At 37.2% G+C, this 13,337-nt stretch carries 11 protein-coding genes; 1 reads left to right on the top strand and 10 read right to left on the bottom strand.

Annotation, left to right across the window (positions count from 1 at the left end):
* Nucleotides 1–2 precede the first annotated feature (2 nt).
* From COR50_RS04185 to COR50_RS04170, 4 genes are all read right to left on the bottom strand, one after another.
* Nucleotides 3–827 (bottom strand): HipA domain-containing protein, encoded by an 825-nt coding sequence (locus COR50_RS04185; protein ID WP_198405777.1) that lies wholly within the window; start codon nucleotides 825–827, stop codon nucleotides 3–5.
* Between the two features lie 118 nt (nucleotides 828–945).
* On the bottom strand, nucleotides 946–1,278 hold the full coding sequence (locus COR50_RS04180; protein ID WP_098192824.1) for a HipA N-terminal domain-containing protein: 333 nt from the start codon (nucleotides 1,276–1,278) through the stop codon (nucleotides 946–948).
* Entirely contained in the window at nucleotides 1,253–1,492 is a 240-nt protein-coding gene (locus COR50_RS04175; RefSeq protein ID WP_098192823.1) for a type II toxin-antitoxin system Y4mF family antitoxin, read from the bottom strand. Before COR50_RS04175 ends, COR50_RS04180 begins: the two co-directional genes overlap by 26 nt.
* A 166-nt stretch (nucleotides 1,493–1,658) precedes the next feature.
* Entirely contained in the window at nucleotides 1,659–2,792 is a 1,134-nt protein-coding gene (locus COR50_RS04170) for a hypothetical protein (RefSeq protein WP_098192822.1), read from the bottom strand.
* Between the two features lie 119 nt (nucleotides 2,793–2,911).
* On the opposite strand from COR50_RS04170, the gene COR50_RS04165 reads away from it, so the two are divergent.
* Nucleotides 2,912–4,195: a hypothetical protein gene (locus tag COR50_RS04165; protein ID WP_098192821.1), complete on the top strand. Its 1,284-nt coding sequence runs from the start codon at nucleotides 2,912–2,914 to the stop codon at nucleotides 4,193–4,195.
* 79 nt (nucleotides 4,196–4,274) lie between these two features.
* Here the strand turns inward: COR50_RS04165 and COR50_RS04160 are convergent, their stop codons facing one another.
* The 6 genes from COR50_RS04160 to COR50_RS04135 form a co-directional block, all read right to left on the bottom strand.
* A complete protein-coding gene (locus COR50_RS04160; RefSeq protein ID WP_198405776.1) occupies nucleotides 4,275–4,643 on the bottom strand; it encodes a retropepsin-like aspartic protease in 369 nt (122 codons plus the stop codon).
* A gap of 149 nt (nucleotides 4,644–4,792) precedes the next feature.
* On the bottom strand, nucleotides 4,793–5,503 hold the full coding sequence (locus COR50_RS04155; RefSeq protein WP_098192819.1) for a hypothetical protein: 711 nt from the start codon (nucleotides 5,501–5,503) through the stop codon (nucleotides 4,793–4,795).
* Nucleotides 5,503–7,116 (bottom strand): hypothetical protein, encoded by a 1,614-nt coding sequence (locus COR50_RS04150; RefSeq protein ID WP_098192818.1) that lies wholly within the window; start codon nucleotides 7,114–7,116, stop codon nucleotides 5,503–5,505. The genes COR50_RS04155 and COR50_RS04150 overlap by 1 nt, the downstream gene beginning before the upstream one ends.
* A complete protein-coding gene (locus COR50_RS04145) occupies nucleotides 7,109–8,341 on the bottom strand; it encodes a hypothetical protein (RefSeq protein ID WP_098192817.1) in 1,233 nt (410 codons plus the stop codon). The genes COR50_RS04150 and COR50_RS04145 overlap by 8 nt, the downstream gene beginning before the upstream one ends.
* A gap of 7 nt (nucleotides 8,342–8,348) precedes the next feature.
* Nucleotides 8,349–11,825: a hypothetical protein gene (locus tag COR50_RS04140; protein ID WP_098192816.1), complete on the bottom strand. Its 3,477-nt coding sequence runs from the start codon at nucleotides 11,823–11,825 to the stop codon at nucleotides 8,349–8,351.
* 1 nt (nucleotide 11,826) lies between these two features.
* On the bottom strand, nucleotides 11,827–13,335 hold the full coding sequence (locus COR50_RS04135; RefSeq protein ID WP_098192815.1) for a hypothetical protein: 1,509 nt from the start codon (nucleotides 13,333–13,335) through the stop codon (nucleotides 11,827–11,829).
* Nucleotides 13,336–13,337: the final 2 nt, after the last annotated feature.

Raw genomic sequence — 13,337 nt, 5'->3', positions numbered from 1 at the left:
ATTTAAGAACGGATGCGCTCCATACGTTCCTTGATAAGCAGGATGTAATTTTGTCGATTGCTTACAGATAAAAACGAGGAATTAATTAAGCCGATCATCATTTCTTCATTACGTATTAGTTGGGCAAATGTATGCTCGATTTGTTTATTGTTAAGGCCCAGGCTTTCTCCAAATTCTACAAATCTCGAGCGGTTAAACTTGTTTTTTCTTGCTCCAAGGGTAAGAGCCAATTCTTCTTTATCATTCGGGTTAACAATCGATACATTTAATAAGTCGTAGGCAGGTGAAAGTCTCCACTTGCTTTGGTCGTTTACGATTAACGAGAAATTTTTAAGATGCATATCATTGTTGCCGGTAATAAAACAAAATAATGTTATCTCGAAAAATGTTGTAAGGTCCAATAGGGTATTGTCTACATATTTTGCAATGGCCTTTCCAACCTTTTCCATTGAGCCTTTATATTTATCAAAGGCCTCCAAGATTTGGAACATATCCAGCATGTGAATTTTATTTCCATCTACGGTTCTGTCTATACGCTTGGTAATGTAAGCCAGTTCACCTGATGCCAGCCTTATTAGGCTAGAAGGTACGACGGGAATATTCAAGTTCTGGGCCATTTTCATCGTTGCATGTTCATTCTCTGGTAATTGTGAGTAATCTGCATGCGGTGGTTTGAGAATATAGTTACCTCCTAGTGCACCAACAATTGTTAATCGGCCTTTATCTTTATCATCAAGTGTGTTTTTTACCAGCGTTAAAGAGAGCTTTGGCTGTACACCCGGGATAGTTATGCTTCTTTGGACGGCATTTGCGGCTAGCTCTGCCATTTGACTTAAATTTAATTCGAGCCTTGGCGGAGTTTCCGTACCGAAAAAGATTTTACTGCATTGCGGATGAAAATCTTTTTGTTCCTCTTCTAGTTTTTTGTAACAATATAAACAGTGGTTATTCATTTTCTTCCTCTATTGGTATTACGCTAACAGCACCTATACAATCTTGGCAACAGGCCATTAATAGGCCCATCCTATCATTGGGATTCAATTTCCAATTTTTTGAGGCAATATCCAACAACCAACCTTCAGGAATCAGCCCTTCAAAAAATGGGAATAGTCTATTGTCAATATATGCTTGTTTTCTAACGGGCATTGTAAAGGTGAGAAATTGCTTGCTATGATGCTCAATATAGTCGTCAGCATATTGAAAAACATACTCTCCATCATCTGTTTCTACCAGGTGTCCTGCAAGATCATCTTTATAATAGATTGTCGCTCGTCTCATTATTTTCTATTGTAAATAATTTTAAACTAACGGGTGCCAAAGTATGACCAAACATTTTCAATACTTGGTTTACTTTTTCAAGCTGTAAGTCATTTTTGCCTTGTTCAATCTTACGGATTACTGTTAGTGCTACTCCTGCCTTTTCAGCGAATTTTTGCTGGGTTAATCCAACTTCTTTCCTTTTTTCTTTTACAAAAGCCTGTAGCGACTTCATAATTATATGTATTTAGATATAAATCTCTATAAATATACTAATTTATATCTAAATACATATAATTTCGATAAAATTCTTTGAATTATATGTATTTGCATATAATATAAAGAAAGCAGGGCTCTAATAATAAAGCCCCGCCCTGGATAAACTAATAAATTCCACTTAACTATTCCATCCAGATATTTTCATTGCTATCGAATCGCGCTATGATACCCCAACCGTAGAAATCATTCTCCACGGCCATGAGAATTTCGTTTTTCCCCTCTTTTAGCGGGATTTGAATACTGGCATTTTCCAAAGAAATGCGGCCGGAAGGAGCTTTCATCATTGGACGGCCATATAAATTTTTATCGAGGTACACTAACTGCTTGTTTACAAACACCCAAACTTCATCGCTGAAGCCCAGTCTTAGTGTTTTCTCAATATCTTTATCAGCATTGACTTGAGTCCTGATCCAAATAATAGAACGCTTGTTGTCACCACCGAACTCCCTCGAAAGATTGAGCATCCCTTTTCTTTCCGTTTGCATGGGTATCCATTGCGTGGTACTGTCGGGCGCCGTGTTGTAATCCATGCCAATTTTAGGGTCGAGGTACCTTACTTGCCTGCTAGCTTCCCAGCGGCGCAAATAACGCGGATCATTATCCGTAATATCAAAGCCGGGTTGTGCAGGAACATCTTCCGTGTTGCCGGGTTTGATGTGCATATTGGCAAATTTAGCCAAGCCTTCAATCGAGATGGCACCATGTGTTACATTCCCTTCAATATGAGGCACCACCAGTACCGGGTGCTGAAGATCATCTACGTAAATTTTCATCTGCTTACCGTGGATGATAGCTTTTACGTGGTGCCAGGTATTTGCTTCAAGTGAAACATTCGATTGGTACTCCGGGAACATATCCCATAAGTTCACGCCTTTCATAAAGGGAGCATACTGGATCGCGTCTTCAGAATCCTTATTACGGTTGTAGCCTGTTCGGAAATAAAAATGTTCCCCTTCCGCATCCCCCTGCCTGCGGAAATATATGGATGTAAAACCCATCTCGGCCGGTTGCAGATCAAATTCGATGGTGCCGTCGGAAAAATCCACATCTTTCAAGATAGCTTTATGATTGCGATCTTTGAATACGATAGCTTGGCGGCCGCCAACGTCTTCAAAGCTTACCTTACCTGTTTCAAATTCCCATGAGCCGGGTTCCATCTTTACATGAATATCTTTTCCCTTTTGGGCTAAGCCGGAATGAATGTTGGCGAAAAGACACAAGACGATACAAGCGGAAAAAATTAATCTCGTTTTCATAAGGTGATTTTAGAATGTTCTGTATAGGAGCAAATCTTAGGATTCGTTAACTTTAAACCAATTCATCCGGATTTCATGTTTGTTCAAGCTTGTTCAAGAGTGTATTTTATTTATAATCAATGGATAATAATAAAAATAATTATTTCATAAGTCATTGCTTGGAATTGATAGAAAAGCAATTTGATCACGGAGATAGCCGGGAATGGTCGCAATACGACTTTGAAAAGCTGGGAAATGATATCCAGGAAAAAACGGGGGTTGTGTTGAGTGTAAGCACGCTTAAGCGTTTGTATGGAAGGGTTAAGTATGAAAGTGCGCCGTCTTTATCAACATTAAATGCGTTGGCCAATTACCTGGGTTCCGCGGATTGGCGGGCGTTTAAAATAAAACATCCTTACAAGCAAGATACCCCGATTCCTGTAGAAGTACCTATTACTGGACATCAACAACTAAAACCCAAGCGGGGCCGTGCCTGGTGGATAATGGCCCCGCTTGCCTGCATATTGATAATATTGGGAATTAACTGGATCGGGCAATCGGAAAAGGCGGAAGTGGATGCTTCCGAGTTTAGTTTTAGAAGTAATAAGATATTATCCCGAGGCGTTCCCAATACTGTCGTCTTTAATTATGATGCGAAGGCAGCGGGGGATGATTCTGTTTATATCAGCCAAAGTTGGGATTTGAGTAAAAAGAAATTAGTTGATAAGAATAAGGATACTTACTCGGCGATTTATTATTACCCCGGTTATTTTGAAGCCAGGTTGCTTGTTGAAAACCAGGTGGTGAGTCGGCATGGCTTACAAATTTCAACTGATGGTTGGATGGCGTTGGCTGACCAGGATAATAATATCCCGGTGTATTTTAAGCGGGATGAAATCAGGCAAGATAGTTTCGTTACAGTAAGTACAGATTTGCTGCAAGCATATCATATTCCATTGCAGCCCCAAATTCCCGTGATACGTTTTTTTAATATTTTTCAAAGTGATTTTATCCGGAACGATAATTTCCATTTTAGGACAAAATTGAAAAGCGATTTCGGATCGGGCGCCGCGGCCTGCCATAATATCCAGGTTACGATTCAATGTAAGAATGATGGAATAGCAGTACCCTTGGTAGCTAAAGGTTGTACCGGGAATATCTCCCTGTTTGCTGCCGGGAACGGGATCAGCAGTGAAGATCATGATTTGTCGGGATTTGGATATGATCCCGGTGATTGGGTAACCTTAGAAATAGTCGGGGTCAACAAGCATCTACGCTTTATCGTGAACGGCCAAGAGGCTTATGCGCTGGACTTTCCACACGAACCGGCAGATATAATCGGGGTGGAGTACCATTTCTTGGGGCCGGGAACGATACGGTCTTCGGAGATTTGGCAAGGGGACCGGGTGATTGATTTGTTTTGAGGATACCTAGGTTATAATTAATATGATCTTACGAGTAATTGAATTGCCTTACCATAATTGAAATTGAATTATTCGATTCTTATTCGAACGTAATTTCTTTATTTCTATTATCAATTGATATCTTACCAAACTTCTCTAAGGCAGATTGCCCTAATAATAAGGGAGCCTTAAGATTTAGCACAACAGAAGCCCTTACATTGGAAAGCTCCCTATTCCCGATTTTTATAGTCTTTAAATTGATCAGCGTGCCATTGGAAATGTTACCAGAAGCATCGATAAAGTTGGCAACGCCCATAAAATCCGATATTTCTAAACTGCCCTGCTTATACAAAAACAAGGCTTCTGCACTAGATATAGAAATTGTACTGGACCCGGTGTCAAATATAAAATGCATAGGTACACCGTTAACTTCAACTGGTACTTGGTAAACGCCACCAATCTTAATCATCTTAATTATGTTTTTTTGTCCATCTCGTGAGCTGCTAGGCTTACTATTATTATTGCGGTTGGCCCTCTTTTTCTGTGCTGATTGTGAACAACCATTGCAGCCTATAAACGGTATCAATAATATTAGAAATATAATTTTTAAGTTCATTATTAGTTGGCTTTACCAATTTTAGGAACAATTTGTATGATAAATCGTTGATTTTTGACTTCGCTCTTGTAATGATTTTTCGGATCCCTGGGAAAGCGTCCTACGCCACCCCAACCATTTCCCGCTATTTGCAGGTCAACAAGGCCATTATATCGATCCGCTTCAAAATTAATCCCGATACTTTTCCAATAATTCCAAAGACTGTAAGCTCTTCTATAGCTCAATTCATAATCATTTAACTGGTAGCCATCCGATAAATGTGAAGCGGACCCAGCTATGATAACGAGGTAAGAAACGTTTTCCATCCCCGGATTGTTAGTTTTGCTTTTGGCAAGGCTGTAAATCGTATTTTGTAGTTGATAACCTACTTCCTTAATTTTTTCTACAGTAAAACTATAGTTTAATAATTGCCCCGGCAAGATATCATGTTTACCAAGTTTAAAATTGACATCAAACGCTAGGGTAAACCTTTTATATGCTTCTTCATAGCGGAATAACTTGGTATCTTCTTTCAGGGGTTTCAGGTTTTGTTCTACCATATCATACACTTCTAACTTATGTTGAAGATCATCGACGGTGTTTTGAAGTTCTTTTTCCTTTTTTTTCAGCATCAAAAATGTAAGTACATACAGGGTAAGCACAATAAAGAATAAACTTGTCATCAAATCCGAAAAGCTTGTCCAAAAAACACCTTCATTATTACCTTTTTTCATTAACTGGCTTTTTTGGGTTTGAACATCCTTTTGATGGCACTTACGAAACTGTTGGTTTTATGGCTGAGACTATTTTTATTGATTTGATTTAATACAAAGTTAGTTTCAGCAATTTTTTCTTGTAGTATAACAACTTCTTTGGCAAAATGTGTAGATTGGGCCAGGGCTTGTTGTTTAATATCATCAATTGTTTGACTCATATTTTCAAGGTGTGCAAGATTGGACAATTGTCCCCGGTTTTCTTTAAAATGTTTGGCCATAAGATCTTCCTCGTTAATCATAAATTGTTTGATGGATGCGACCTTTTCTTGCGTATGGAGTTCTAATTGTCGCAAGGATTTAGCGATTGTGTCATCAATATCAACCACCGCATCGCGCATTAATTCTCCCCTAGCTTCTATTTGTTGATAGTGGTCGTTCAGGAATTTCATTAAGCGATTGCTTTCCTCGACACGGCTATCTAATTTATTTGCAATATTTTCAAAGCTATTCGTTTTAGTAAGTATAGATTCAAAACTTTGAGACATTTTTGTAGTACCATTCACGAGGAGATTAAGTGATTGTATATATTTCGTGAATTGCTGGAACTGGGTAGCACCCATTTGCAGTTCCCTAAAAACGGTGATATTAGCTTTTGCAAACTCTGTAATATCTATTTTTTCCAACGACTGAAGTATTTTATCCTGTGCGATAACGGTATCATAATTTTTCAATAATAATTTTGAGAGCCGGTCAATATTTAAAGTAAAGTTGTCATTGAATTTAACGAGGTTGGTATGCAGCATATAAATGCTACTGGATACATTTTGATTTAATAAAGGTATTAGGTCGGTCAAAATGAACGTATAAAATATATTTTTCCTTTGTTCTGCGGAGCGTTGAGCTCCTTTAAATGCAAAATTTGAATTATATACTGTCCAACCTAGGCCATATAAACTTGCCATCATGGCTATCGATACCCCTCCCAAAAATCCCCTAACATCTAGGTTATCATGCTGATCCGACATCCAAAGGAGGTTGATTAAACCGAAAACAATGCCTAGCATAGTGCCCATTAAGCCTAAGTATAACGGCACAGTAGATGTTTGCGTGATCTCATTTTCCTCTGCATCCAAATTTCTTTCTACGATATCCCTGATAAGGTTGAAGTCTGTCGCTGCCCCCTTGTTACGAATAAGATAAACATTGATAGAAGCTACAGTTTCATCGAATGTTTTAGTATACTTTTGAGTAGGATTGACTAAGCCGATTTCTTCATGGTGATCCACCAGTTCTATCTCCTCATCTTCATAATAGTCCTGGTCCTCATATTCGAATTCATTGGGTATTGAATGATCAAAATCTTGCTCATCCGGATTTTCTGGAGATACATCTCCTGCAATGTCATTTGAATCTATCTCCGTGAATTGATGTAGATTAGCTATAATTGCTGTTGGCGTATTGGCTTTTAAGACATCGAAGGGAATTAAATAGCGTTTGAGCACTAAATTTTCTTTGGCAGGGAAAGCCTCCTTAAGTTCGCGGATTTTCTTTCTTGTTTTCAGTGCCTGGACAGTCTGTATAATGAGAATGCAGGCTACAGCTAATAACTCGATAAAAGTAATACTATTCATATTCTATTTCAGCTTTTTTGTAGAGTTCCCATTTTCCATTATTCTTTCTTACTATGCCAGGCTCAATTGTTTTAATTGATCTGGCATTTTGATTCAACGAATTTTTGATATTGCAAACAGGTCTAAGTATCATATCGGGAGCATTTGTGGCTTCCCGGACCTGGTTTTCTTTGTTGCCAATAAATTCAAAGCTCGCTTCAGATCCCCTATGGTCAGTTATTGTAAACTTGTAGAAACTTCCCATAGTATTAAATTGATTATTCACTTTTGTAGCATCAAATTGCCCCTGGCTATTGGGAATGGGTGCGTACAGTAAAGTGTCTGGGGCCAAGGAAGGATCTGGCCCTTCTTGAGCGGGTTCAGTATTTGCTGTATTGTCCCGTATATAGTTCAACGTGAGTTCCATGCTCAAAATTCTCTCGTTCATTATTTCGAGGTTATCTTGGAAATCTTTTATTTCCGGTGCTTTTATGTTTTTAGAAGGGGGGGCAACTAGCATACCTTGGTTCTCAACTTTAACTAACCTTCTCTCTAGTGTATTCACCTTTTCTTTTAAAGCCCTTATTGCCCGGGAAATGATGATGTAAATTACTACCAATCCCATGATGATGAGGATTATGGAAAGATAATTGGGTGCAAAGGAGTTGTTTGGCAAATTCATTTTTTTAATAGATGAGAATTCGTTTTTCTTTCTTGGGGTATCAATAGCAGTTGTATTAAATGCAGCAACACTGGATTCAGCTGAATCTGTATCTTCCTGTTCGGTAAGAAAGTTTTTTGTTTCCTTCCATAAATTATCATAGTTGTCTTCTATGGCAGCCGATATATAATTTATGTTTTTTATTTTTTTTATGTTTTGTAGCTCGTAATCGAGAATTTCTTTTAATCGGCTTATATTAATGCTATCTTCAAATTTATTCTTTAACTCATCAATTCTATCGACTATTAATTCATTCGTATTTTTGAAGTCATTACTTATTAGATCGCCTAATTCTTTGCGATTTAATGAATTACCTAACCGTACGTTTGCCAGTACTTCTTTTATTTTGTCAAATTCTTTCTTTTTTTCGTTCGTATGTGTGGTGTAGCTTTGTAAGTAATAAAATGTTATTTTATTGTTGAAATAGTCGATAACGTCGTTATACTGGTCTTTGCTTATACCTTGTGCGTTTAGCTTTACGATACTTAATACTACACAGGTAAATAATAGTATTAATCTTTTCATTTTCGTTTTAATTTTGAGGTATGGCGATTGAATTTGCCAATTTATTTATAGCTCCAACTAAAGGATAGAAGAATAATGTTTCTTCCAAGTTAATATCTGTTTTTCCATTCAGATCCCGGCGTTTTTGTTCAATTCCTGATTTTAGATATTGCATTAGATCTTCTTTCAGGATTTCTTTACTCTTTGCTAGGGCATGGGCATCTACACCAAACTTATCCGTGAAGCTGAACTCCTTGTTGATATCAAAAACAAAATCAATGAAATGCTTTACCTCGTTTACAACATTATCTAGTAAGCCATTTTGGTCTACCTGCATGTAATTAACTTGTATTCCGTTAGAGATGGTTGGGTTTTCATTGCTGGCCACCAAGTTTTCCGATTGATCTCCAAGAAGCACCGACTTAATTTGTTCTATATTAATATCTTTATCACTATATAGACCGCCTTTACAAGTAAGTTCTTTTGGTTCATTGCTTCTTTTAATTTCTATATTACTTTTCTGGACGCCATATACTTTTTGAAAAACAATGTTGGTAAATCTATTTAGGCCGTTTAACCCGGTATTGCTATCAGGTATCGAAAGTATCTTCGACCCGGTTCCACTAAATATTAGGTACCTTGGTATTTCAAATCCTTGTGCCTTCATCAACTTGGCCAGGTGGTAAATGATGGAAGCATATGATATGATAAAGATGATTTTCAAGTGCGGATCATCGGAAAGCATCTTGTTAAACGAGATGTCAATATCCTTATCTGTTAAGGATTTGTTTTTCTCTAGTGAAAAGAAAAAAGCAACGATATCTTCCGAATTTTGTTCTTTAACTATATTTTCAAGAACGCTTTTTAATTCATTGGATTGATTCTCCAACCTTTTGCCGATCTCGGGTTCGTATTTTCTTACGAAACCATTAATATTGGGTGATCCATTATAAGCATCTCCAAAAATGCTATTAGCTGCAAATCTGAATGAAGTAAGTGATTGGGGTTGATTCTCTTTATAGATAACCACGTCTGTTGTACCACCCCCAATATCTATTGAAGCAACAGGTAGGTCTGAAGCATCAATTCCTTGCCTGGATTTGAAGTAGTAGAATGGGGCAATCGATTCAGAAATCGGTTTCGGCTTGTTACTTTTACTGATATATTTTTCAAATAATTGGTTCCATATTCTCTCTAATTTATTCCGGCGATCTTCAATCATACTGGTGGGATAAAACCAGAAGAGCTTAGTGGTTTCTAATTTTCCATTATTCAGTAACACTTTATTCCGAATCATGAGAATCAATTGTTCAAAGTATGCCTCGATCTTTTTTTCTTCATCAGAATTCAATGTGTAATTGGACCACTTCAAATTGGTTTTAACCTTGGTGCCACGATAAATAGTTTCTTTTTCGTAGATGAAAGGGATATTAAAATCTGCCAGGGAATAAGTAGGCCCATTTGTATCTAAACTTTGATGATAAGCTAATGTTGTTCTATGTGGAAATTTGTAGTTAAATTGTTGCCCCAAGTTTGCTGGCAAAAACTCTTGTGGAATGAATCCATAAAAATGATAAAAGCCTGATTCACTAGCGGCTTCTTCTTGCACTTTACTGTCATGTAAGGTCGCAATCTGTATATCTTGATCCGTTATCTCGAATGCTTGAACCGTTCTGGACCTAGGTTCCCTGCTTGAATATTCCCTCGTAAATTCAATATGGGTATTAGTGGTTCCGAAATCGACGGCAAAAGCGAACTCATCAGTTCCGTTTTTTATAACAGGGAAAATCGGTATGATAATACCTGAAGCCTCGTTATGGTTTACTTCGATATATTCAAACTCTTTCTCCAAGACATAAAAATCGGAAGTGGCTGTTTCAACCAGTTTGGTACTCCGCCGTTTCTTCGACTTGTAGCTGAGTAATTCATTATCTTTATTCTTGAAAAATTTAAGTTTATAGTCGAAGTGACTATTATGATCGAGTATATCTCTTTCGATCATCATGACCCTATAATGACAATTGCTGTCATCACCTGTTTTTAAAAATGGGTATAAGGTAAGCCCAAATGCATTTTCAAGAATGAGTCCGTCTTTTGGATAAATTTCGTTTGTAAGGTTATTGTTATTGTTTTTATAAGTTCGGCTAAAAGTGGTGTAATGACCATTTGCTTTAATTGGTATCCTGAGATCAACTTCTACGGATCCTGCATATACCCGCATTTCAATCATTTTCTTACCATCATACATTGTCTTTTTTAGTAAATCATCCGTGTCGAAAAAGTCAAAGAACCTGGAAGTTAATGGTAATAAGTAATGTTTATCTGGATTGCCATTTTCAAAGGTTATATTTCCATTGAAAAATTTGCCATTGTCTATTGGATAATGTAGACGGATGATGTTGGGTTGTAAGAAATCCGCGACCGTTAAATAAGGATATTTATCTAACTGTCCGGGGACTATTCTTTTGTTGAGATCAGATTCAGGATCATAGATAGGTACATCGGTTGTGTAATCCCATAATACATTCTCGTCTGTATATTTCAGTTTAGTGCTGAAGTTACTTTGTAGAACAAGTGGTTTGTACCCCTTGTTATATTTGGAGGATCCAATTACAAAATCACTTTGTTCTTGTATGGCATCTCCCCGGTTCGAAATTTTCTTTTTTCTTAGCCTACACCCGAGAACTTCTACGTTATCGCCGGCTATGCCGGTGTTTAAAGCATCGTATTCGCTATCTAGTTCTTTATTTGGGTTTGCCTGGCTAATCGTGAGCTCATTTAGCTCATTATGTAAGGCCTGGTTATAGTTGTACAATTCGGTAAGATTCACCCGTAAATACTCTGAGATTGCAGGCATCTTAGTATTTAAGGTCGGATTGGCATAGAAGAATTTATATAAATATTTTATAAAGCTTGGGTGCCTTTGATATAATTGCTTATACTGTACATCAAATAGTAGGCTACTGTCGAATTTTATTTTGGTGAATGACAGGTCATTTGCTGATGTAAAGAATAATGTTGATGGGGATGTACCGCCGATTACTTGATGATCATAAAGTACAAAGAAGATTTTATTTAAAGTATCGAAGTTATAGTTTTTTGCATCCTGTTGTAAGAAAAGGGCTAAAGTTTCACCGTATAACTTGTGCTTTGGATTGACTGAGTTTAATAGCAATTGCAAATCAGTATGTTTATCCCATGATCTAATTTGAATCCTATCTCCCAACGAGTCAAAATTAAATAGAATCTCTCCAATGTCTAGACTATCAGATACTAGTTTATGATAGATAGTCTTACCTTGTAACGACTTGCTTGCTACGAACTTGAAAGCTGTATTGAACAAGTCAATCCTGGCAAAAGGACTTGGAATTGATGTGGGGGCCTTTGTTGAGTAATCGCCATCGGGATTAGCAATCTTTTCTATTTCGGTGGGTCCGTATGCTCCTCCACGGTCTGTCCAGTCTTGTGCATTGGACTCTTCAAACAAACTAAAAACATTTTCCATACTAAAATAGTTTTTTATTTAATACTGAATTGGAGGCAGTTTCAAATACGCCGATGAATCTCTTGTTGACAGGCATTTCACCTACTTTTTCAGCCGCTTTATCAAGATGCTTGATAAATAATTCGTAATTCTTTAGCGTCAAAGGGTTAAATGATTTCTTTTCGGGATAGCCCCGTACCAACGTGAAAATGCTTTGGGTTGGGATACTTATATCGATAATTTCATGTTGGTTGTTGACCACAAGATCAATATCGAAGGGGGAGAATGATATCTTATTTCTATGTAGTTCACCAAGCCAAATCCTAAAAGCTTGATTAAATTCAGTTACTTTAGTGAAGAAGAATTGTTGTAAAAAATTACTGTCAAATTTATTGGTGTAAGCTGAAGCGTACGGGTGATTTAACTTGTCTTTCAATTTTTCTTTCAGAAAGAGATTGAAATAGAAGTAAGAAGATAATTTTTGCTTGATTATAGCTTCTGTATAATCTGCAAGCTGCTTAAATCCAATCTGAGGCTGAGTTTCTTTTATACCAAAGACTTTATATAAAGGATTTGAAGCCCTTCCGTCAATAGTTGGAATACTATGGTCATCGATATTTACAAAATTTAAGATAGCTAATGCAGATGCCAGCTCTACAAAATGGGCATCGTTTTTTTGTCCTTTTCCACCTTCCCTGTTTTCATAAGTATTTTCAGTATTGCCGCCTATGTAATACATGGCATTGATAGAATTATTACCATTAACGTTTTCTGCATAATAATGCAACGCCGCTTTTGTTTTAGTGATGAAACCATGGCTATCTATTTCGGAATCATCGTCTTGCTTTACTTTAAAATATGGGGTTACAGTTATCGCCCCGATTATAGCATCTTTTAAAAATGCATTATGTTTGCCATTTACGTCACCTTTGCGGATATTCTTTAGTAATAGTGGAAAGCCAGCGGCGCCTGTACCCCCAAAAATTGAACTGATGATAAATATACGATCACCCTTCTCGAAGCTTTCTGCAAATGCTTGAAAGGATTCTGATTTGGTGAATTGGTTTAATACGATACTTCCAATATTGGGATTTCCTTTAAAGCCTACTTCTAAGCTTGCATTAAGATTTTTTTCAGAGAATAATAAACTAGCTAATAATTTGTTGTTAGCATCAAGTGTAGCATAATCAATAAAATCCCTGAATTTTTCATTCTGTACTCCTTCAATTTCATAACTGAAATTATCTATCACGTTACTATTTACACCTTTGCGAGAAAGTATCTGGCTTAGGGTAGATATCTCTGTATCGAAAAAATTTCCAACACCGACCCCTGCCACTTCTTTTTGAATGGCTTGGTAATCCCTTAAGAGTTTTTCTGTTCGGCTTTTATCGCCACCGGTCTTATCTGGGTCAATAATTATCGGTACAATGGAGTATTTGGATTCAAAACCAGCTGCAAGCAACATGGTCAGTGATTTTATCACCCTGGAACCGGTTCCGCCAATCCCGAAAATATATAGTTTAGGCATCG

The sequence above is a fragment of the Chitinophaga caeni genome, assembly GCF_002557795.1.
Lineage (GTDB): Bacteria > Bacteroidota > Bacteroidia > Chitinophagales > Chitinophagaceae > Chitinophaga > Chitinophaga caeni.
This window is presented reverse-complemented; position numbering and strand designations above follow the sequence as displayed.